This window comes from Synechococcus sp. W65.1, from assembly GCF_047461615.1.
GTDB lineage: Bacteria > Cyanobacteriota > Cyanobacteriia > Thermostichales > Thermostichaceae > Thermostichus.
In genome coordinates this window covers 104930-127437 of record NZ_JANSHI010000004.1, presented here as the reverse complement: position 1 = coordinate 127437, position 22508 = coordinate 104930, and the positions used below count along the sequence as shown (strand labels likewise).

16 protein-coding genes are annotated in these 22508 nt (G+C 57.6%); 9 read left to right on the top strand and 7 right to left on the bottom strand.

Features of this window, described 5'->3' with window-relative positions; genetic code table 11:
* The first annotated feature begins 46 nt into the window (after positions 1 to 46).
* Genes NW806_RS03695 through gatC form a run of 3 tightly spaced genes read left to right on the top strand, consistent with a single transcriptional unit; the run spans position 47 to position 1265 of the window.
* Complete coding sequence (locus NW806_RS03695; RefSeq protein ID WP_414410066.1) at positions 47 to 346, top strand: chlororespiratory reduction protein 7; 300 nt, start codon at positions 47 to 49, stop codon at positions 344 to 346.
* A 55-nt stretch (positions 347 to 401) separates the two neighbouring features.
* Positions 402 to 923 carry a photosystem I assembly protein Ycf3 gene (locus NW806_RS03690; protein WP_414396804.1) on the top strand — a complete coding sequence of 174 codons (522 nt, stop codon included), beginning with the start codon at positions 402 to 404 and terminating at the stop codon, positions 921 to 923.
* A gap of 48 nt (positions 924 to 971) precedes the next feature.
* Entirely contained in the window at positions 972 to 1265 is a 294-nt protein-coding gene (gatC, locus tag NW806_RS03685) for an Asp-tRNA(Asn)/Glu-tRNA(Gln) amidotransferase subunit GatC (protein ID WP_414396802.1), read from the top strand.
* Positions 1266 to 1397: 132 nt separating this feature from the next.
* Here the strand turns inward: gatC and NW806_RS03680 are convergent, their stop codons facing one another.
* Positions 1398 to 5360, bottom strand: a complete 3963-nt coding sequence (locus tag NW806_RS03680) for a magnesium chelatase subunit H (protein ID WP_414410065.1) — start codon at positions 5358 to 5360, stop codon at positions 1398 to 1400.
* 503 nt (positions 5361 to 5863) lie between these two features.
* Between NW806_RS03680 and NW806_RS03675 the strand changes: the two genes are divergently transcribed.
* The 4 genes from NW806_RS03675 (at position 5864) to NW806_RS03660 (ending at position 10367) form a co-directional block, all read left to right on the top strand.
* Positions 5864 to 6967 (top strand): hypothetical protein, encoded by a 1104-nt coding sequence (locus NW806_RS03675; protein WP_414410064.1) that lies wholly within the window; start codon positions 5864 to 5866, stop codon positions 6965 to 6967.
* A 150-nt stretch (positions 6968 to 7117) separates the two neighbouring features.
* Positions 7118 to 7813: a type 1 glutamine amidotransferase gene (locus tag NW806_RS03670; RefSeq protein ID WP_414410063.1), complete on the top strand. Its 696-nt coding sequence runs from the start codon at positions 7118 to 7120 to the stop codon at positions 7811 to 7813.
* A gap of 75 nt (positions 7814 to 7888) precedes the next feature.
* Positions 7889 to 9298: a UDP-N-acetylmuramoyl-L-alanine--D-glutamate ligase gene (gene murD, locus NW806_RS03665; protein ID WP_414410062.1), complete on the top strand. Its 1410-nt coding sequence runs from the start codon at positions 7889 to 7891 to the stop codon at positions 9296 to 9298.
* Positions 9243 to 10367, top strand: a complete 1125-nt coding sequence (locus tag NW806_RS03660; RefSeq protein ID WP_414410061.1) for an FtsW/RodA/SpoVE family cell cycle protein — start codon at positions 9243 to 9245, stop codon at positions 10365 to 10367. The genes murD and NW806_RS03660 overlap by 56 nt, the downstream gene beginning before the upstream one ends.
* Positions 10368 to 10372: 5 nt before the next feature.
* Here the strand turns inward: NW806_RS03660 and NW806_RS03655 are convergent, their stop codons facing one another.
* Both NW806_RS03655 and NW806_RS03650 read right to left on the bottom strand, forming a co-directional pair.
* Positions 10373 to 10750, bottom strand: a complete 378-nt coding sequence (locus tag NW806_RS03655; protein WP_414410060.1) for a hypothetical protein — start codon at positions 10748 to 10750, stop codon at positions 10373 to 10375.
* A gap of 1002 nt (positions 10751 to 11752) precedes the next feature.
* Positions 11753 to 12100: a dynamin family protein gene (locus NW806_RS03650; protein ID WP_414410059.1), complete on the bottom strand. Its 348-nt coding sequence runs from the start codon at positions 12098 to 12100 to the stop codon at positions 11753 to 11755.
* Positions 12101 to 12281: 181 nt separating this feature from the next.
* On the opposite strand from NW806_RS03650, the gene NW806_RS03645 reads away from it, so the two are divergent.
* Positions 12282 to 12884 carry a Ycf51 family protein gene (locus tag NW806_RS03645; RefSeq protein ID WP_414410058.1) on the top strand — a complete coding sequence of 201 codons (603 nt, stop codon included), beginning with the start codon at positions 12282 to 12284 and terminating at the stop codon, positions 12882 to 12884.
* Here the strand turns inward: NW806_RS03645 and NW806_RS03640 are convergent.
* Entirely contained in the window at positions 12824 to 13693 is an 870-nt protein-coding gene (locus NW806_RS03640) for an alpha/beta fold hydrolase (protein WP_414410057.1), read from the bottom strand. The genes NW806_RS03645 and NW806_RS03640 overlap by 61 nt on opposite strands.
* Before the next feature lie 3 nt (positions 13694 to 13696).
* Positions 13697 to 14362 carry a Crp/Fnr family transcriptional regulator gene (locus NW806_RS03635; RefSeq protein ID WP_414410056.1) on the bottom strand — a complete coding sequence of 222 codons (666 nt, stop codon included), beginning with the start codon at positions 14360 to 14362 and terminating at the stop codon, positions 13697 to 13699.
* 323 nt (positions 14363 to 14685) lie between these two features.
* Between NW806_RS03635 and surE the strand changes: the two genes are divergently transcribed.
* On the top strand, positions 14686 to 15483 hold the full coding sequence (gene surE / locus NW806_RS03630) for a 5'/3'-nucleotidase SurE (RefSeq protein WP_414410055.1): 798 nt from the start codon (positions 14686 to 14688) through the stop codon (positions 15481 to 15483).
* Between the two features lie 169 nt (positions 15484 to 15652).
* On the opposite strand, the gene NW806_RS03625 is transcribed toward surE, so the two are convergent.
* Together NW806_RS03625 and NW806_RS03620 are read right to left on the bottom strand one after the other, a co-directional pair.
* The gene (locus tag NW806_RS03625) at positions 15653 to 21271 is read right to left on the bottom strand and encodes a DEAD/DEAH box helicase (RefSeq protein ID WP_414410054.1); all 5619 of its coding nucleotides are present in this window, start codon (positions 21269 to 21271) and stop codon (positions 15653 to 15655) included.
* A gap of 43 nt (positions 21272 to 21314) precedes the next feature.
* Complete coding sequence (locus tag NW806_RS03620) at positions 21315 to 22112, bottom strand: hypothetical protein (protein ID WP_414410053.1); 798 nt, start codon at positions 22110 to 22112, stop codon at positions 21315 to 21317.
* Positions 22113 to 22508 lie beyond the last annotated feature (396 nt).

Below are 22508 nucleotides of genomic sequence, written 5' to 3'. Positions count from 1 at the left end.
TCTTTTTCAGAATACCAAGAGAGTTGCAGCCCTTCCTGACACTCATATGTCAGACCCCCAACCCGAACCGCTCCGCGCTGCCAATCACTACGTGCTGCTGATCCCGGGCCTGCCAGAGCAATTTCTCAGCTCTGAGGAATTGCAGGAGTTCCTCGTGCGGCTGCTTCAAGAACATCCCCATCTGGTGGATGCGGATCTGGCCCGCTACCCCACTCCCCAAGCCCAGGCGCAACGGCTCATCGACACTACTTGTGAACTGGAAGTCTCCCCTGGTGAAACCGTACAGTGGCACCCGGTGCGCCTAAGCAAGCGCCGCTCGGCCTCTTCTGGGCAAAGCTCAACCTAGGGGTTTTGTGGGCGTGGTACAACGCAAAGAAGAGGCACCCTAGGGGAGGTCAACCATGCCCCGCGGCATGAAGAACGACAACTTCATCGACAAAACCTTCACTGTCCTGGCTGATCTAATCCTCAAGTTGCTGCCGGGGGTGAGTTCGGAGGAGAAGAAAGCCTTTGCCTACTACCGAGACGGCATGGCGGCCCAAAGCGAAGGGGAATATGCCGAGGCCCTAGAAAACTACCGCGAGGCTTTGGCTTTAGAGAAGGACGACCAAGACCGCAGCTACATCCTCTACAACATGGGCCTGATTTACCAAAGCACTGGAGACCTGGACAAGGCCCTGGAGTACTACCACCAGGCCCTAGAGCTCAACCCCCGCCTCTGCTCTGCCCTCAACAACATTGCCGTTTTGCTGCACCACAAAGGTGAGCAGAGTCTGCAAGCTGGGGATGAAGAAACGGCTGAGGCCCTATTTGACGAAGCTGCCCGATACTGGATCCGTGCCATTCGCATTGCCCCCAACAACTACATCGAGGCCCAAAACTGGCTCAAAACCACAGGGCGTGCCAACCTGGAGCTCTTTTGAGGTCTGGCTAAGGTAAACTCATCGGTAGCCCATAGGGCCAAGGAAGCAATGCTGACTCGCGAAGAAGTACGCCACGTCGCTCACCTGGCGCGGCTAGAGCTCACTGAGGAAGAGGAAATCCAGTTTACCCAGCAGCTAGCAGATATTCTGGCCTACGTAGAACAGCTTAAAGAGCTGGACACTGAAGGCGTAGAGCCTACTTTCCATGTCCTCGATATCGAGCTGCCCACTCGCCCCGATGAGGTGGAGCCCTACGCCAATGTCGAGGGGATCCTAGCTAACGCCCCCGACCGCGTCGACATGTTCTTCAAGGTGCCCCGCATTTTGGAAGAGGAAAGCTAAAAGCTGCACTCCTGCCGGCCTTCGCCCTAGCGCCAGAGGGCGAACTTTCTGGGGGCTTTGCTACCAACCCCCTTATGCCAGCAAATGCAAGGAGAAGCCTCAGCTCTCCTCTGCGGGGATGGCCTTGACCAGCTACTCCACCCCCTCGATCCGGTCTTCCACTTCCTGATACAGCTCCTGCAGGCGCTCGATGTTGGCTTGGGAAGTTTGCCAGTAGCCACGCCCATGCACCTCCAGCAGGGTGCCGACGATGCGCCGGAAGGAGTGGGGGTTGAGGTTCATGAGGCGCTGCCGCATTGCCTCGTCCTTGATAAAGGTCTCGTTGGCCTCCTCATAGATCCAGTTGTCCACCGCACCTGCCGTGGCCGACCAGCCAGAGGTGTTCACCAGCCGCTTGGCAATCTCCCGCACCCCTTCGTAGCCGTGCTTGAGCATGCCCTCATACCACTTGGGGTTGAGGAGCTTGGTGCGAGCGTCCAGGCGAATGGTCTCGCTCAGGGTGCGGATCTGGGCGTTGGGCGTGGTGGTATCGGCAATGTAGGCTGAGGGAGCCTTGCCGTCGGGGCGCAGGCTCTGCACCAGTTTGGTGGGATCCGCATCAAAGTAGTGGCTGACGTCTGTCAGACTAATCTCCGACGAATCCAGGTTTTGGAAGGTTACATCCACCGTCTTCAGGCTGGCCTCAAAAAGCTGCCGCATCTGCTGGTTGGGCAAATTGGAGCCGAAGGCAAAGGACTTGCGGGATAGGTACATCTCCCGCAGCTCGCTTTCGTCCTCCCAAGAGCTGTTTTCCACTGCCAGGCTGATGTTGGCCGAGTAGGAGCCAGAAGCGTTGGAAAAGACCCGCGTTGCCGCCTGCTCCAGGGTCAGCCCCAATTCTTCTGCCTGCTGTAGGGCATGCTTGCGCACAAAGTTCAGCTCCAGCGGCTCATCGGCTAGGGCTGCTAGCTTCACTGCCCGGTCGAGGAGGGCCATTTGGTTGACAAAGAGATCCCGGAATACCCCGGAACAGTTCACCACCACGTCAATGCGGGGCCGCCCCAGCTCCTCCAGGGGGATGAGCTCCACTTTGTTTACCCGCCCCAGGGCATCTGGCTTAGGACGCACCCCCAGCAGGCAGAGCACCTGCGCCAGCGACTCGCCGTAGGTCTTGATGTTGTCCGTGCCCCAGAGCACCACTGAGATGGTCTCCGGGTACCTGCCGCCGTTGGCGCTCAGCTCCCGCGCCAGCAGCCGTTCCACCACAATCTCCGCCGACCTGATGGCCGCTGCCGTGGGGATGGACTGGGGATCCAAAGCATGGATGTTGCGCCCAGTTGGCAAGACGTTGGGGTTGCGGATGGGATCCCCTCCCGGGCCCGGCGGGATGTACTCCCCTTCCAAGGCCCGCAGCAGCGATCCTAGCTCGTAATCTGCCGTAATCTGCTTGAGGCACTCCTCCAGAAACTCAAACAAAGGCTTGAGCAGGTCTGGATCCACCTGCGGGTAGCCCGCCTCCTTCAGGGCCACCAGCCAGGGCGCCTGCCGTCCCATGTTGAAGAAGTTGAGCTTGGCCACGCGCGAGACCCGCCCCTGGGCGTCGGTCTGTTCCTGCACGAGCGCGGCCACTGCTTTATGGCAGGCCTTGTTGATGCGATCCAGCAGCTCTGTATCCGCCAGGTGCCCCCGATCCCGGTTGCGGTAGATTTCGTCGATATCCCGACCCAGGCTCTGGGCAATGATGCGGGGTAGGCCGAGGATCCCTTCCTCCGGCCGGTCAATGCTGGCAATGCTTACCAAGGTGGCAATCGCCTCTTCTGCTGTGGGGGGCGCCCCAATCACATGCAGCCCACAGGGCAACAGCCGCGACTCAATCTCCATCAGCTTGGCGTAGAGCTTGCCCACCACCGTGTCCCGTTCTTCTAGGGTGAGCTGGGCAGCGTCCACCGTCGGCAGCTCCACGTCTTTGTCTAGGTTGACTAGCCGCGCCTTGTCGCAGATGGCATTGACAATGGCAATGCCCCGCGCCCCCTCCCGCAGGGTTTGGTAAGAGCCAATCAGCTCCCGCAGCTCCTGCAGCCCCTTGTAGAGGCCAGCGTTTTCTGCCGGCGGTGTCAGGTAGCTAATGGTGCAGGCATAGCCCCGCCGCTTGGCGATGGTGGCCTCGCTGGGGTTGTTGGCAGCGTAGTAGTAAAGGTTAGGCAGGGATCCAATTAGGTTATCCGGGTAGCACTCGCTGGACATGCCAATCTGCTTGCCCGGCATGAACTCGAGAGACCCGTGAGTGCCAAAGTGGATGACCACGTCGGCTTTCCAAACCTTTTCCAGGTAGGTGTAGTAGGCGGCAAAGCCGTGGTGGGGACTGGCCGACCTGGAAAAAAGTAGCCGCATGGGATCCCCTTCGTAGCCAAAGGTGGGCTGCACCCCGATGAACACGTTGCCAAAGTGCTTGCCGTAAATCAGTAGATTTTGCCCATCGGTGTTCAGGTGCCCTGGAGCTGGCCCCCAGTATTTCTCAATGGCTTTGACGTAGGGGGTCAGGGCCTCGTACTCCCGCACCGACAGCTTGGCCGCTACATTCAGCTCCGGGCTAGCGTACTGAGCTTGGGGATCGTGGAGGATGGACTCCATCAGCTCCTGGGGGGTTTTGGGCAGCTCTGGCCCCAGGTCGTAGCCATTGTGGGCCAGCGCCTGCATCACCCGGTGGATGGAGGCAAACACATCCAGGTAGGCGGCTGTTCCCACATTGCCCTTGTCTGGCGGAAAGCTGAAAATGGTGATGGCAATTTTCTTCTCTATCTTGGGCTTGCGCCGCAGATTGGCCCATTTAATGGCCCGCGCTGCAATCAGCTCAATCCGATCCTGCATTGCGTGAGCTTTGCCGGTGACGGCGTCCCGCCCCGAGAGGATGATTGGCTCAATGGCCCCGTCCAGCTCGGGAATGGCAACTTGCAGCGCCACCTGCACCGGGTGCAGGCCCAAGTCACTGTTGGCCCATTCCTCGGTGGATTGAAACACCAAGGGCAGGGCCACCATATAGGGGCGATTTAGCCGCTTGAGTGTCTCCACTGCCTTGGGGTGATCCTGCCGCGCTGGCCCGCCCACTAGGGCAAACCCGGTTAGCGACACCACTACATCCACAATGGGCGCCGTCTTCTGCTCGTTCCAGAAAAACTCGTTCACTGGCTTGGAGAAGTCCAAGCCGCCGGCAAACACCGGCACCACTCGCGCTCCGCGCGACTCCAGCTCTTGCACCATGGCAACATAGTGGGCATCATCCCCCGTCACCAGGTGGGTGCGCTGCAGCACCAGCCCCACGCAGGGGGCCAAGGGATCCTTCACGTCCTCTGGCAGATCCTCGCGGGCATTGTACCAGTCCCAGTACTCCGCCAGGCTGGCAAACATTTGTGGTGCCAGCGGGTGCCAGATACCCATCTCCAAGTAGGTGACGGGCTCAGCAAAGGAGAGCTGCCCCCGCATCCCTGGCAGGTAGCGATCCGCCAGCATGAGCAAAAAGTTCTCCAGGTTCTCCCGGGATCCGCCCAGCCAGTACTGGAAGCTGAGCATGAAGTTGCGGGCATCCTGCGCCTTGTCGAAGGGCAAGTACTTCAACACCTTGGGCAGGGTCTGCAGCAGCTTCAGCATCCCCTCTTGGAAGCTGGATCCCTGCTGGCGCTTGCGCATGAACTGGGCAATGGCGCTCTTGGACTGCCCTAGCTGCGCCATGGAGAAGGATCCCAGCTTATTAAGGCGCATCACCTCGGGCATGGAGGGGAAGACCACCACCGCATCCAGCCGCTCCCGCAGGGGCTCCACCGCCTGCACTACTTTCTGGGCAATGTCTTCGATAAAGATTAGGGATCCAATAAAGACATTGGCTGTCTCCAGATCCCGCTGGAAAGCCTCATACCCCGAGGGATCCCGCAGCTCCTCCACCAAGTACCCCGACAGCTCCACCGCCAGCTTAGGGTTGTGGGCATTGATGCGCTGCACCGCCGCCGTCAGGGCGCTCTGATACTGCGGCTCCAACACCACGTACACCACCTTCATCAAGCGGCGATCCCCCACCTCAGCAGGGGCAACGTGGCGGGTGATGGGCTTAACCAGAGTAAACATGCGGTCGCTCTCCGTCTGGTGATGCAAACAGCCTACGGGTAAGCATTATCCCCTATGACCTGTTTCCCGTTCTACCCGAGAAACGGAACTGAGCTGGTTGGGAACCGTTACATGTGTAACAATTCGCAATAACTCTTGAGGTCCACAGGGATGAGGGGATCCCTCCGCCAGAAGGCATCCCTTCAAGAATCTCTAATGGACTTCTGACCCCACAACCGCCTTTGTTGAGCCCTGAGGGTGGGTTCGTGGCGCGTTGCAGCGTAAACTGTCCAGTTTGCCGCAATAGGCTTGCGGCAATATAAAAGTGGTTGCATCGGCAATCAAGGTAACTGCCTAGGGCATTGGTGACGAAATCTCCATACAGTATTGACAGCATGGGGTGGCAGCTAAACAGGCCTTGCACCGCGACGGGGGCTGCATTACGAGTTTGTACGACGCTACGCCGTTGCAGGGGCTGCGGCGGGTGAACTTTTGCGTTAGCCGGACGCACACGAAAGAGAGACATGGCGTACTTTGTCCAACTGTTTTCCCCTGAGACATATGAGGCCTTCAGCCGTTCCGATCGAACGGTGTCCGGTTTTCCCCTTCGTCGCTGGGGTGTTGCCGGCAAAGTCAAGACCGGCGACAGGCTTGTCTGCTACGTGACGAAGCTTTCGAGATGGGTCGGGGTGCTGGAGGTTCTGGAAGGACCGTACCTGGACGAAACCCCGCTGTTCTTTCCTGTCGGTGATCCATTTGTAGTTCGCTTCCGAGTCAGACCGATTGCTTGGTTGTCCGTTGAAAAGGCCCTTCCTATCCATGAAGACCACGTGTGGAATACTCTCTCTTTCACGCGTGGTCAAAGCAGGAGTTCGTCTACGTGGACTGGCAAGCTTCGTGGGGGCCTAGTTCAGCTTGACGAGAACGATGGGGCGTTTCTTGAGGCAGCGATCAAGGCCCAGGCCTCTGGAGAGGTGACGTATCCCGTCGATGAAAACGAGTACAAAAGACTTCTCGCTCATCGCATTCGCAGAGCGGACAAGGACGTGTCGGTGATCGTCCCAGAAGGAACCGAAGTAGTGGAGGCTCCACCGGAGCCGGAAGAGGAGGTACGGGAATCAATCAAGATTCAGGCACTCCTCGCTGAGATTGGTTCCAGGATGGGAATGCAGATCTGGCTTCCAAGATCCGACAGGGCTGCGGTGCTAGCGGAGTGGCGGGGAGATCACCCACCCATCCTTGAGCACCTACCGTTGAATTACGATGACACCACCCTGAGGACAATCGAGCAAATTGACGTCCTCTGGCTTAAGGGTCGGGCGATCAAGCGCGCTTTCGAGGTGGAGCACACAACTTCGATCTACTCCGGCATTCTGCGAATGGCTGACCTACTTGCACTCCAACCGAACATGGACATCCGCCTTCACATCGTGGCGCCAGCCACACGGCGGGAGAAGGTCTTTCAGGAGTTGCGCCGGCCCGTCTTTTCCCTACTTGATAGGGGACCGCTTGCGGAGAGCTGCACATTCCTTTCATACGACAGCGTGCGCGAGCTCGCGCGTCAACCACATCTATCGCACCTCTCCGAAAGTGTTTTGGATGAGTACGAAGAAGAGGCCGAACGGTAGGCCGGCTAACAACCGGTTGCAGGGGGCAGCGCTACTTTCACTGCTCTCGACCCTGGGCTAGATTACAGGCTGGGACTTTAGGCAGCAGGTGAGTTAAGGCGTCAAGTTGTTAATCCTATTGTGGGTGATGAGGAGAGATCCCATCTCGTCATGCGTGCATATTACCTACAACATGTGCCGTTTGAGGGTCTTGGCTACATAGAGTCTTGGCTTAGAGCCAAGGGATACCCTGTAACAGGCACAAAGTTTTTTGAATCGACGAGATTGCCGAGCCTGGATGAATTTGACATGCTCATCGTCATGGGTGGCCCTATGAGTGCCAATGACGAAAGCACGTTTCCTTGGCTGGGCCAGGAGAAAGAGTTCATCCGCAATGCTATCGAGGCTGGCAAGTCTATTTTGGGCATCTGTCTGGGGGCGCAACTGATCGCCAGCGCAATGGGGGCTCGGGTGTTTCCAAATCCCGTTAAGGAAATAGGCTGGTGGCCGGTGCAAGGGATCCAACCGGCTAACGAGCTGGCCTTTCGCTTCCCGCCTTTGATTGAGGCTTTTCACTGGCACGGGGAAACTTTCGAGCTGCCGCCCGGTGCAATTCACCTTGCCAAAAGCGAAGGCTGTGAGAATCAGGCCTTTCAGCTTGGACGCTCAGTGATCGGCCTCCAGTTTCACTTGGAAACCACGCCAGAACTGGTGCAAGGGCTTGTCTCCAACTGCCGCGACGAACTATTGCCATCTACCTATGTGCAGTCAGAGGCAGAAATCCTCTCAGCCTCCCCTGAGAAGTACCAAGCCATAAACTGTCTAATGGGCGAGGTCCTCTCCTTTCTCTGTCGTTGCAATCCCTAGCCCAGTGCCACGCTCTAGAGGGCAGCTAGTTTGTAAGATTCGGATCTGAAGGCCAAAGTTGCCAAGGAAATAGACGTGGGCCATCAAGTTTTAGGACTGGGGATTGCAGGTCGGTCGGCTGCACGGCTGCTGCGGGCCCAAGGAAAAGAGGTTTGGGTCTGGGACGAGCAGGACTCGGAGATCTTGCGGCAACGGCAGGCGGATCTGGAACGAGAGGGGATCTCTGTCCACTTGGGCCAGCCTTTTCAACTGCTGCCAGGGGTGGAGCAGGTGGTGGTTAGCCCCGGCGTTGCCTGGGATCACCCGCTGCTGCAAGAGGCACGTCGGCAAGGGATCGAGGTGCTGGGAGAGGCGGAGCTGGCCTGGCAGTTCCTAGAGCATCTGCCTTGGGTAGGAATTACAGGCACCAACGGCAAAAGCACCACCACGGCCCTGGTGGCGGAGATGTTCAAGGCGGCGGGGCTGGAAGGGATCCCTTGCGGCAACATTGGCTTGCCCCTGTCCCAAGTGGCTCTGGAGATCTGGCAAGGGCAGCGTCGGCCAGATTGGATCGTGGCAGAGCTGAGCAGCTACCAACTGGAGGCCAGCAGCCGCCTGATGAAGAGCTCCCCCGGAGGCCCACCCCGCATTGGGGTGTGGACAACTTTCACCCCAGATCACCTAGAGCGGCACGGCACGCTGGAGCGCTATGCCAGCTTTAAGGCGCGGCTACTGGAGCGGGCCCAGTGGCGGGTGGTCAACGGTGAGGACCCCTACCTCTTTCGCCGGCGGCGAGACTGGGAAAAGACCTACTGGGTCTCGCTGCAGGATCCACAAGCGGATGTCTTCCTGCGAGGGAGCACGCTTTACATCCAGGGGGAGGCGGTGGCGGAGCTGGAGGACTTTGCCGAGCGCTGCCCTGGCTCACACAACTTGCAAAACTTGCTCTTGGCAGCAGCGGCTGCTCATCTAGCCGGGATCCCCAACGCTGCCCTTCAAGCCGCCATCCGCTCTTTTGCCGGCATGCCCCATCGGCTGGAACGGGTGGCCCAAATCCAGGTGGGATCTACCCCCATCCGCTTTGTCAACGACAGCAAGGCCACCAACTACGAGGCCGGCTGGGTAGCGCTCAACGCCCTCTCCCCGCCCATTATCCTCATTGCCGGTGGAAGGGCCAAACAGGGGGATCCCTCAGCCTGGCTGCAGCTTATTCAGGCCAAGGTGGCCCGCGTGTTGCTCATTGGGGAGGCCGCTCCTAAGCTGGCCAAGGCCCTTCAGGAAATCCGCTATACTGACGTCGAGATCCTGCCGACCCTAGATGTGGCGGTGGAAAGGGCCTTTGCAGCCGCCTGCTCCCTAGCGCAAGCTCTAGCCAATCCAGCTCAGCCCATCACCGTTTTACTGTCGCCCGCTTGTGCCAGCTTTGACCAGTACCCCAGTTTCGAGCACCGTGGCCACCACTTCCGCGCCTGCTGCCAAGCCCTGGTGGGATCCCTGGAACGCTGAAGCGCGCTGGCTGCGTTGGCTGACGCTGGTCTGGCTGGGGATAGGGCTGGCGGTATTGTTTTCGGCCTCCTACCCGGTGGCGCAGCAGACTACCGGCGATGGCCTCTACTTTTTTAAGCGCCAGTTGCTTTGGGCGGGGCTGGGGCTGGCCTGCTTCACCCTCTTGGTGCGTATCCCCTTGCAGCGCTGGTTCCCCTGGGCCGGGATCCTCTGCCTGCTGGGCATTGGCTTGGTCTGGGCTACCCAGGTGCCGGGGCTAGGGGTTTCCCGCCTGGATGCCAGTCGCTGGCTGGATTTGAAGGTGATCCCTGTCATCCAGCCTTCGGAACTGCTCAAGCCCCTGCTGGTGCTCCAGGGAGCTTGGGTGTTTGGCCGTTGGTTCGAGCATCCCCGCTGGTTTCGTAGAGTCTGGGTTGGGCTCTTTGCTTTGGGGCTGCTGGGGATCCTCACCCAGCCCAACTTGGGCACCACTGCCATCTGCGGTCTCACTCTCTGGGTTATGGCCTGGACGGCTGGGGTTCCCCTCTTCGCCCTTTTGGCTACGGCAGGCCTGGGGACGCTAGCAGCAGTGGTGAGCATCCTCAGCAAAGACTACCAACGGCGGCGCATCCTGGCTTTTTTGGATCCCTGGGGCAATGCCCGAGGAGATGGCTACCAGTTGGTGCAAAGCCTCTTAGCTATTGGCTCAGGGGGGTGGTGGGGCAAAGGCTACGGTCTTTCTCAACAAAAGCTGTTCTACTTGCCCATCCAGTACACGGACTTCATCTTTGCAGTCTATGCGGAGGAGTTTGGCCTAGTGGGATCCCTCTTCTTCCTGGTGCTGTTGGGCTCCTATACCTGGGTGAGCTTGCGAGTCATGTGGCGCTGCCCAGATCTGCCCACTCGTCTAGTGGCCTGTGGCTGCCTGATGTTCCTGGTGGGCCAGGCCTTGCTCAACATCGGCGTGGTGAGCGGGATGCTGCCAACTACAGGGGTGCCCCTGCCTCTAGTGAGCTACGGGGGTAGCTCGATTCTCTCGGCGCTGATCATAGCGGGACTGCTGGTGCGCGCTGCCCGCGAGGTCGGCTGACCATTTTACTCGGCAGCCAGTAGATAGAGACTTTTGGGTTCAGATGGGATCAATCGGTACGGATCCGCTTGGTTAAGCTCTCGACAGAGGCGAGCAAAAGACTGGAGACCTTCAAGGCGCTCGGTGAGCTCGCTGAGGGTATCTAGGTATTCGGCTAAAGCAGCTTGGGAAAGGTGCCAAGACTTGTCCAGCTCCTGGAAATAGGTCATCTGAAACTCGACGGAAAGATTCTTTTCTCTGAGAAAGACCTGCTCTGGCGTAAGCCCTCGATCAAGTGGGGAAAGACGAGCAATGCGCTGGATGCGTTCGCTAGAGATGCGGCCAGCGAAGCCAGAAGCCTTGTACGTATAGGCCGTCCGGAGCTGAGGCCGGTCTGCTGGCAAGAGAGCTGCACACCACCTTTCGCTCAGTTCCCGGAAACGAGGGACCTCGAAGTTTAGGACATCAACAGCATCTTGAAGGTACCCATGTTTAAGCAGAAGCTGGGATTCCGCCGCTAGGGAAACTGCCCAACCCTTGAGAGCAATATCGCTGAGCAATAGGCAGTGGACCTGGCGCTCAGCAGGGATCTGATGGGCTTGGTCAGAGAAAAAAATTCGGATATTTCCTGTCCTTCCTCGATGCTGTTCTCGAGGTTAAGTAGCCACGACCTCAGTCCTTATCACCTCTCGTAGAGGCTTTAATGAAGTTATAGCAGTCTTTAAAAAGAGAGCTGACCATCCACCGCCTGGTACTGGGATCTACATCCGATGCTTCAGAAGAGTTAGCTCCCCAGGCACATTGAGCATAAAAGAGTGCAATAGCAGAAAGAGGAACGATGCAAGGCGGCTCTGGAAGAGCCAGAATCTCCTGAATTCCCTCCCTCAGCTCCTCGATTCCTTTGCTCTAGAGGGTTGTCGGTTTGATTCCGCATGTCAACCCTGTTGAGCAAGAAGACCATCAAACTGGTTTGACCTCTGAGAAACTCTACGACATCCTTTAGCTCTCTCAAGAGAGTTTCCCGTCCTTGCCAATCTGTCTGAGAGTAATTCAGTGCAACAAAGCTAAAGCACTTGCTGACATGCTCTTGGATAATCCTAAGGCTTGTTCTATCTTGAATTGAGTTTAGGCCAGGCAAGTCATAAATCTCGACCTGTAAGCCCTCAGGCAGGCCTAGCAGAAAAGGATTTCTGACCGGCAGCAGCGGACACTCAACGTCTACCTGAGGGATGCCCACCTCCGCTTCATCCCTCTTCTTCCTCTTCTTTCGCCGCTCTTGGTGGTAGGCCTCCATCGTCAGCTTGAGCCGGCTGTAGATTTCTTCGTCCCTTAGGTCTTCCCACGTGCCGCATTCCCAGGTAGCTCCTTCGGTATTGTGGATAACTAGCCTGCTCCGCTCGCTGTGCCTAATCCGCAGGAATCCCGGCACTCATCTCCTGGGCTTCAATAGGCGCGATTTTCCGGCCCATGAGGGCGTTCACAATAGTGGATTTACCCGAAGAGGTGGTGCCAATGGTGGCAATCCGGAAGGAGGGCTTCTGTAGGCGGGCAACAGCCTCTTCGTAGACAACCCGAAAGGCCTGCAGCTTTTCCAGCAGCACAGAGCTGCTAATGACGTCGTGGTATTCGCTGAGGATCCCGGCAGTGAGGTTGCCAAGGGTGAACAGTGACTCTCTTGCGATCCGCAGGGCTACCGAGGGATCCGTAGAATCAAGCCTGTGATGCGCTCCTTCAGATAGAGTCGAAGATGACATGCCGACAGCTCTCAAGCCGCTTCGCCGGCATTATAGTCCTTTCGCTAGTACCGTGGTTCGTTTTCTTCGCATTTTTTCAGCGTCCTTCTTGCCAGCAATGCTGATTTAGTAGCATAAAGAAATGGCTCTAAAATGCACATAGCCGCCGGCAGTTCTGGGGTCAACAAGAGGTAGTTTGCGAATGATGGATGGCTCTTTGCAATCTTTCTTCGCCTCTGCCAGCCAGGTGGGGCTGGGGGTAGCGATCTTCCTGGCGCTGCTAACGCTGCTGGCCTGGATGCGCAACTGGCCTTGGAAGTTTTCGCTAGTGGGCTACACAGCCTTTACCTTGGTTCTAACGGCAGGCTGTTTTGCCCTGAGCCTAGGGCCCATTTTCCGCTCCCGCATCCCCGGGGCTGCTCCCTACACCACTGTCTATGACCAAGGGGCGGAGCGGGCGGTCATTGCCGTTAGCCCAGATATTACCCCGGAGCAACTGATCCTTACGCTGAAGCAGGCAGCTAGCGATCTGGCCTCCTCTGGTCGTTTCTCTACCGGCTCGCCGGTATTTACCCTGCAAGCCCGCACTGTCATCCACCCCGAGCCGGGAGTCTCCGAGCCCTTACTTTTGGGCACGCTGCAACAGCCTTTGGGGAAACGCCTGCGCACCCCGGAAGAACAACAGCAGCAGCAAATCCACCTGGAGGAAGAGGCCTTTGCTCGGCTGCGTAGGTTAGCCCAAGCTCAGGAGGCCGCCCCGCCCTCTGAGGGGACTTTGCAAGAGCCTCCCTTGGCCCAATCCTGAGCCCTCAGCCAGCGGCGCAGATCTTGCTCTACTTGCTCAGGGATCTCCCAGGGAAAGAGGTGAGCCACGTTGGGATAGACAATGCAGGTGCACTGAGGGAGAAGGCGGGCCGTGGCTAGGCTGCTGGCAACAGTGATGTGGCAATCCTGCTCCGCAGCCAGAATCAAAACCGGTAGGTGCAGGCGGTGCAGCTCTCCCTCGCGGTTGTAGCCCTGTCGAAGGGCAGCGCGTAGGGCTTGGCGAGCCTGAGGAGAGGTATGCAGGTAAGCCGGCAAAGCTGCCTGGGCCAGGTAGCGATAGGTTCTCGGGGTATGTCTCTGGATTAGGTAGCGGTAGAGAGAGCGGCGGCCAAAGGTGTTGATGTTCCAACTCCAGCCGGGCCAAAGCCAGTTGAGCAGCGAAGCAATGCCGGTGTTGAGCTGATCCCAAAAATCGGTAGGGGGATGGTTGCTGCGGGGACAGGCAGCGCTGGCTACTAGGATCAAGCCTTTGACCCGCTGGGGTAGGCGCAAAGCCAACTCTAGGGCTAGGATCCCGCCCAAAGACCAGCCCAGTAGCAGACACTCCTGCCAGCCCAGGCGATCCAGCAGCTCCTGCAAGTCCTCCAGGTGGGCCGACATCTCAAAGGGATCCCGTACCTGCGAATGCCCATAGCCGCGCAGATCTGGGGCCACACAGGGGTGCATCTCCGCCACCGCCTCGGCAAAAACTTCCATGCAGTCGGCATTGCCGGGATGGCCGTGGAGCAGCAAGATGGGCAGGGAAGGGATCCCTTCTCCCCAAGCCCGGTAGTAGAGCTGCAGGCCCATAGCTTAGGCGCTGGCCACCTTTTTTGGCGTCGGCTGCAGCTTCACTCCATTGGGAATGCAGATCAGGTTCTGATCCAGGATCTGCACAAACCCCTTCGAGCGCAGGGATCCCAGCAGGCGGGTTACCGTCACGCGGGTAGCGCCAATGGCATCCCCAATCTGGGCGTGGGTTAGAGTCCAGGGGAAGTACATCCCCTGGTCGCAGGGCTGGCCGTACTCCTCGATCAACAGGCTTAGAAACCCCCTGAGGCGGTCAATGGCTCGACGCTGGCCCAGGTTGCCTAGCCAGAGCAACTTGCGCTGGAGTTGCTGGCGGAAGCTTTCCTGAATCTTCTGGTGCAGATAGGGCCACTGTTCTAGATCCTTCCAGTAAAACCACATCACCGTGGTGCGATCGACGTGGGTACAGGCTTTTAGCTCAAAGCGCTCTGGGTGGCTCACCTCAAAGGGCACGCCAGTGGTGATAAACCCAACAAAAACTTCCCGCCGCTCTGGCGTTTGGCAGACCAGGCGCACCACCCCCTCCTGGGGGATATACACCAGTCCCGGACGGGTGGGGATGCGCACATCTTTGGGAAAGGTGCGAGAGCGGTAGTGCTCCCCAGCCCACTGGCAGAGTTCCCGCCACTCCTGAGCTTCTGTTGCCGATGCAATGGAAACTAGGGACATGGGATAGACTTCCTGTCGATTGAGCAACTTTGGGGGCTATATGGGCTCTTCCCTCGACCAAAGACGCTGTTGGCAGCCCCCACAAGAGGAAGAAGACTAGCTTGACCTTAGCTTCATAATGACCCTCAAGATTTACTGAACGACACCGTACCTCTACGGATATTGTTCGTAAGACTACACTCAATGATAACATGCTAGGCTGCGCTTCTCAGGCTTTGTCTTGGCTTCCGGCCGGCTGTAGGCTTGGCAGCAGAGGGCATCATGGAGGCAGCCGAGCTTGGTCGAAGGGAAGGATGGCCAGGGGTGGGTGAGGGGTGGCACTGATGAATATTCTCGTCAGCAACGATGACGGCATCCAAGCGGCAGGGGTGCGGTGTTTGGCGGCAGCGCTGGCTCAGATAGGCGGGCACCAGGTAACGGTGGTCTGTCCGGATCGGGAGCGCTCGGCCACGGGCCATGCCCTAACCTTGCACAAGCCTCTAAGGCTGGAGCCGGTGCGGGAGGGGTTTCCGCCAGAGGTGCAAGCTTGGGCCTGTTCAGGCACACCTTCGGACTGCGTCAAGCTGGGTTTGGATGGCTTGCTGCAACATCGTCCCGACTGGGTGATTTCCGGCATCAACCAGGGGGCCAACTTGGGCACCGATGTGCTCTACTCGGGCACTGTCTCAGCAGCCATGGAAGGGCTGTTGGAAGGGATCCCCAGCCTGGCAGTGAGCCTGGCCAGCTTTACCCACCAGGATTTTCAGCCGGCGGCCCAGGTGGTGCTGACCCTGCTGGAGAAGCTGAGCCTGAAGCCCCTAGAGAAGCCAATGCTGTTGAACGTCAACGTGCCGCCGCTGGGGCTAGCTGAAATACGCGGCATGGTCTTGGCCCGCCTGGCCTGGCGCAAGTACACAGATCTTTACGAGAAACGGGTGGATCCCCGCGGCAAGGCTTACTACTGGCTGGCAGGAGAGGTGGTGGAAGAGGAGGTGGATCCCTGCTCTGATGTGCGGGCAGTTGCCGAGGGCTATGTGTCGATTACGCCCCTGCAGCCAGATCTAACGGCTTATGCTGCCTTCGATAGCTTGCAGCAGTGGGGGCTCTCGGCTTTTGGCTCTGGATTGGAGGGAGCTCTGTAGGGATTGGTGCAGTTCAGAGTCAGAGAATAGAAAGGCTATTAGGCCCTGGAATAGAAAGAAATCGCCTCTGCCAACGTGTTTAGCCCGTAGAGAGAGCGTCGGCAGTGTTGGACTACTGAGTCGCGCTGCCCTCTTCCACCGCAGGCTAAAGAAACTGAGCGAAATAAAGTCAGGCAGCACCAGGACGCTTAGAGCGGGTAGTTTTTGTTGACTTTGCCAAGACATCCCCTGGTCGTCGCAACGTCAAAAAAGGATTGATTGCCTGAATGTGGGCCTGGGGATAGGCCTGACGGACTTGCTCAACAGTTTGTTGCCAGATGGGATGCTCATCAGTCCAAATAGGATGGCGCACAATCCGCACTTCCCGCCCCCGGTTTCCCGTCCACACCGGCAGGAGAAAATCCTGAGACACTTGCTGGAAGCCTAGGTTTTCCAGCAGTGGCGGCAGTACCTGCTCCACCAAGCGCCGCCAGGGATTTTCCTGCTCTTCCCCCCAAGGGCTCTGCAAATCGACCGGTGCCCTAGCATCTCGCAGAAGGCGCGCCATATCCAAGGCTAGTCGCCAATCCAAGAGCCCGTGGTAGGCTAGGTTGGAGTAATCGCGCAAGCAGTTGTTGCAGGACGTGTCGCAGGTCTGCTGGTGCTGCAGCCAACGGAAGGCCAAACTGTTGGGTTGAGACAAGTCCTCTTGTTCCAGCAGCTTCGAGAAGACCTCCGGCTGAGCGAGGTAGAGGCAATACCCCGCGCCATTCTCCAGCTTGTCGAACAGAAAAGCCTGACCCACCACTCGGCCAGCCTCTTCCTTCGTCTGAAAGCTGGCTTGCAACTCGTCAGGATCGACATCCAAAAAGGTGCAGGCAGCCGCTCGCAACCAGAAGGCGAAGGAATACAAAGCTGCTCGCCCTTCCACAGTTGTTGGGTCAGCAAACACGCCAGGCGGCCAAGTTTGAAGGCTGACCAGCAGCACGTCAGTGCGTCGCTTAGACAGTAGGGCAATCCGATAGGTAGGGCCTATTCCTTCGAAATGTTCCCCCTGAACTTCAGGACAAACATAAGCTCCTGGCCACCTCTTATCCGCTTGTAACAGGAACCCCCCCTCGCCGCCGCGATCATTGACGATTAAAACGTCATCGCTGCCTCCCCGCAGGTGAGCGTTGCCGGTCGTTGCGGTCGTCGCTTCCGCCTTAAGTCCGCCCGCGCCCAAGGTTGGCCGACTGACGCGGGGTTGCCACTCAAATTGACCATCAAAATCCCGCGGCTGCAAGTTGGTGAAAAAGCCCCTGGGTTCCCGCGCATCAATGCAGCGGAGGGTGGTTTGCTGGCATACCGGACAGGCTTGCTTTGCCGGCTTGTGGGTAGCTGGGGGAGGAGAGCAAAGCGGCTGCTGTGGCTGGTAGTCCTCTATCATGGCTTGACAGTTGCAGCACAGACCTAGCCAGCGATTGGGTTTGTCGAGGGGCGGCACCAAGCCGGGACGCGATTGTACGCCTCTTGGGTGAGGCACCAACTCCACCAATCCGCAGGCGGTGTGTACTGCCCGATCTTTGACGATTTCCGAGCCAGGGGCAAACTGTGCAATCGCCGTATCCAAGTCGCGATCAATGGTGCCTTCGCTGGCAGACCGGCGAGTGTAAAGTAACCTCACCCGTGTGGGAAAGCCAAACATGGGCAAAATGCCGGCATTGGCCAGACGTTCGCTAAGTTGATCTTGGCTGTAGGCTTCAGACTCAGCAATCTCGCGAATTTTATTGACCAACTCCTCGCGGATGTAGCGATACAGCTCTTCCTGCTGTTCGGCTGAAATGTAAGTCTGCTGGCAAAGTTGGGCAATCACAGCTCGAATGTCTTGGGGATGGTTGTCAATCCAATCCCGAACCGACGGTTCCACTTGCCGCCAGTTTTTGGCCAAGCCAAATTCGCCGTGGACACTGGTTGCATCTTCGAGATCCGCTGCAACCGATAGATCTTGAAAAGCCTGCCGCAAGACTTCTTTAGCGACGACGCGCCGAGCAATGGTGAGGCTGCGCAGGTCAATGTAGGGCGGGGGTGGCGGATCGCCGGTAATGGCCTCAGGGCGCTGAAAGTAAAAATCGTCATGGCTGCGACCCCGGCAAAACGTAACTGCCAAGGAGACCCCGGCACCGCGCCGACCAGCCCGTCCCACCCGCTGCTGGTAGTTGAACCGTCGGGGCGGCATGTTTGCCATCATCACTGCCAGCAGGCCGCCGATGTCTACGCCAGCCTCCATAGTGGTAGTCACGCTTAACAAATCAATGCCCTGAGCCAGCGGTATTTCTCCCTCTAGGAACACTTCCTGGAACCAGCGCTGCCGTTTGAGGCGATCCTCCTTGTCGGTTTGCCCTGTCAATTCGGCAGCATTCATCCGAAACGGTTCGTTGTCAGGATCGGAGAGGTAGGCGTAGTAGTCGAAGTCGCGCGGCAAGCTGCTCGGCTGCAGTCGGATGGCCTGCGGGTCAGAGCGTTTGCTGGTGTTGCGACCGCCACTGCACTCTGGGCACCATCCCCCCGCAGTGTGCAAGTAAAAGGCCCCGCATTGAGGACAGCGGTAGCCTTGAAGACCTTCGCGAGAGACGGGCACAAGGTAGAGGCGATCTGGATCCAAAACCAATCCGTTCTCGCTACCGGTACCGATTTTGTCCAACTCCCGCTCGATCTGGGATTTTAAGTCTGGCTTGCCCTGTTCCTCTAATTTTCTCAAGTATCGCTCCACGTACTGGGGTAATTCCCGCCTAGTACCAGATCTGTAGAATTTGGAGTATCGATGCCGCTTGCGAATTCCCAATTGGCGGATAACCGCGCTGGCAACGTCTTGCAGTTCCGGAGGAACTTGAGCTGTAACATAGCCCTGTCCAAAAGACTCGATGTTTCTGACCGCATGGGCAAACAGCGTAAACATCATTTCATCAGCTAAATAGTCATCGAGTTTATCGAGGTGGCTGTTTTGCGCTGGTGTTGGGGCATCAATTCGTGTTACTGGTTGACTTTGCCAGTTGTAGAGCTCAGTCCAGGGACGCCGATCCTTAGAATAGTAAAGGGCGCTAAAGGACATCCCGCCAGGGCACAATCCCAACTGCAAGAGTTGGTTGGCCAGAGTGCGTCGAAGCTCGCGGAGCGGGACTTTCTCACCGTAAGACTCGAGCATTTCCAGCCATTGTTGGCGGATCTCATGATTGGCCGGTTGCATGTCCTGCGACCAACGCCATGCCTCGTCATTGAGGAAGGATTGCAGACCACTGACGAAGCGCTTGTAGCGATCCAGATCCTCATCCATCCCCTCAACCTCTCGCAGCAACCGAGGATAGTCACGCAACCGCTGCCGTTGTTGTTCTGGGCTAGGCAAAATGCTGCGCAGAAAGGCCCGCAGGTCTTGCCTATACTCCTCTGCTGATCGCACTAGCAGCAAGCGCACCATATCGCGATAGTGATCCATTTCCATACCGGCGGCTAACTTGGCTGCGTCCTGGCGGCTATCGGAAAAAACCACCAGCTTGCGGGATTGCGGTGTTGGCATTTCCCGCAACAAAGCTCCGGCAATCACCTGACAGGCTTTTTGGAATCCAGTGCGGTGCACGCGCAAAGGAGTGGGATAGGCCTCACGGAGAGCGCGATCGGTATCGCAGCGAGGGCAGCGGCTCGGCAAGGCGGGCTGATTCCCATCCCCCTTTTTCACTTGGTACACCCAGCCGGGAACCTCGCCTTCTCTAGGGGGGCTTTTATCTTGTCGGAGTTCACCAGTAGCGGGGTTGAGCTTGGCTTCAACCCACCCCCGCTTCGTCTTGCCAGCAGTCCACTCCAAATATTGCGGCTGGGTCGCCCAAGGTTCCGGGTCGTGGGGCAGGGGCCAAAAAACGCGATAATTCCCAGACCTCTGCGTAAGGTTCACCAAATCAGGAATGCCTTCCAAGTCAGGTTGATCGGGAGTGAGGATAAGGGACTCGCCGGATTGGTATGCATAGCCCCCCAGGAATACCTCCCCGCAAACTTCGCAGACGATCAAGTCCAGGACACGCGCCCCGCAGTCGCAACTGAGACGGTGTTGGCTGTGCAAAGCGCCAATGGGTGAAGGCGGCTGGTTGTTCTCCGGAGAGCGTTGCGCAACGCTGCAGTGAGGGTTGCTGCACGCCCAGAGACCTTGCAGGTTGTGAAAGAAAAGGTGACCGCGCACGGGCTGGGGCGATCGCCCGTCTTCTCGCTGAGCTACCGCCGTCGCCATCAACAATCCTCGCAAGGCCTCGGAGACCAGACCGCCTTGGGGCACGGCCGCCCCCGGGAACAGTTGCTGGTCAACTTTTTGGATGGGGGTGGCGCGCACGCTGCCACTAGCTTGCCGACAGGCCTCCCGCAAGGCATCGCCAACCTTGAGTTCTTCGAGGCACTCCCCCAAAGCCTGCTCCAGTGGTTTTGAGCTGGGATCGCCCCCCAGCTCTTGCACCAGCTTGGTCAGAGCTTCTTCGGGGATAGGGAGAGGTCGCAGGGGCTGGAGGGGATCCGCCTGCACATCTCTGGCAAATTGAGCAAAAGCAACTTGATACTGACGCACTCGCGCTGGGGCTTCGGGATCCGGAGCAACTTGTTCTCCAGCGATCACCGCAAAGTTATCGCGCCCAAAAAACTCCCGGAGAAACCGGCGGCCCGCCTCGCCCTCTTCCAAGCTGGCGCTGGTCGCCAAAATTTGTAGCTGTTCTGAGTTGACTGTTAGCCCCAAGCGGTACAGCAGCAAGCGCAGCAAATAAGCTACTTCTGACCCTGGTGTCCCGCGATAGGTGTGCAACTCATCCACAATCAGCAAGAATTTATTACCTCGATCCGCTTGCAACCACGCTTTCGTTTGCTCGAACATCCCAGCCTCAATTTGCCGCATCAGCATAATGTTGAGCATGGAATAGTTGGTAATCAGGATATCTGGGGGATGTTCTTGCATGTCCCAGCGTGAGCGCATTTCTCCCCCATCTAAGCGAGGGAAATAAAATACTAAATCCGAATCTTTATCCGAATTCTTGTTCCGAACAGCAACTCTTCCCTGCTGCTCCTGAAGATCTCTCAATAGCTTGGCCAATTCTTTGACCTTTTCAGGGGTCTGACGACCGGGGAGGGGTGTCTGTCCCGTATAGCGACCGAAGGTGATGCGATTGCCGCCGCGCTCGCGATCGAGCCAGGCATGGGTTTCCGGACTGTCCAACACCTTGCGCAACCGTCGCAATTGATCCTCCACCAGAGCATTCAAAGGATAGAGAATCAAGGCCCGTATCGCCGCCGGTCGTTGTTGCCCTTGGCGCTGTGGTACCCACTTTGGATTGTCTTCCTGCTGCCACCAGAACGTATCGCCACTCTGAGGGGACATGGGATCCCAGGTGCGGGATTCTCGAGCAAGATAGGCTAAAATTGGTAGCAAAAAGCATTCGGTTTTGCCTGAGCCGGTGCCCGTCGTTACCACAATATCCTTCTGGTGAACGATGGCTGCTTCCAAGCTCCGCCACTGATGCTCATAGAGAGGGAAATTTGGAAACAAAGACCGACCAAGATGTGCCAAATCTTCGTAACCATCAGGTAACGCCTGTGCTGCTGCCTCAAGGGTCTTGCCGGAAGAAGGATAGACCGGTGTCGGCTCTAGCAAAGGAGGAACGCTTAGCAAGGGATGTTCAGGGCTGGACTGCAAGCAGCAATCGCGCTCAGCGCTAAGAGCCGGATACCGCAAGGGAAAAGCACTCTTGATGTAAAGCCGATAGACCCAATCTAACCGTTGATAGGCACCGACGAGATCGTACATGGTTTTTCCTTGGCGTTCCGTACAACTGTAATCTACAAATTTGCTATTCCCTTGCGCTGAGATGTGGCAGTCGCTCGCCAATTAATTGCCATACAGTCGGCGTGATGTTTCGATAAATCAGCTCTCCAGTGTCAGGATTGTAGTCAGGCAAACAACCCGATTGCATGACCAAATAGCGTTCGTACGCCAACGGCCAGCGCTGGCTGCTGGGAATTGTTAACTCTTGAGAATTTGGGTGGTAATTGGCCACCAACTCTCCTGGCCGGAGACAGGTCAAAGCCAAAAAACGCAGGCCGTACCACTCGCTGCTGTACCAAGTGTTTTGCTCGCGGTCGTAAAACAGAGCGTGTTGCCGTTGGGATCCCTCCTCGTGCAGCTCGTAGAAGCCTGTCTCCTCAGCAGTCGGCACGTCTGCGAAGGTGCTCCCATCGTAACGCTTTAGCCGATAGCGGTGGAGCGGCACCCAATCGACAACCGAGAGCCCGGCCACCCAATCTGCCCACTGTGGAGGAGCCTCGACTGGGCAAATGGTCAGAGTGGGATAGCTGACCTGCAACTTGGCGATCGCGGTGGCAACATCATCCTGAGGCTCGAACTGCCAGCAGGCAGGAGCATTCCTTCGAGGTTGAAGGATCTCCTCAAGGCGACCCAATTGCCGAAGATCTTTCTGGAGAGCTGCATTCCGCTGACCGTATAGCACGTAGCGATTTTCACCCACTGGCTGCAAGGAAGGCGGCTGCATGTACCAGCGTTTGCCATCCTGAGCCACCGTGAGATGCCCTAGCAGTTGCAGCCGACGCAACAATCGACGCGGTTGGGGTAGGTCTAGGCGGTCGCACACGGCTTGGAAGGTTTCCCATGAGCCAGAGCCGGCTGCTGATAGCCACCATAGCAACCGTTCGCACGCCTGGGAGCGATCGCCTTCTGACGACTCAGCTATGGGTGTTTCCAGACTAAGTGGGTTGACTTTAGGCGGCCGTGCAACCGAGAAATATTTTAGGGGTTGGGTATCCTCCCCCAAATCATATGCAATACCCACCATGTGTCGAATGTCTTCCCAGCAAAATCCTTCTCTTCCAATCCTAACTATACTGATACCTCTCACTGTTTTAATCAGTTGCTCAAGGGTGTTTTGTGTGGATGACCAATCAGAGCGCGCATTTGTCTTAATACCCAAGTAGAAGTAATACTCTCCCCTAATTCTTTCCTTAATGCCCTTCTCAATACGAACATGAGA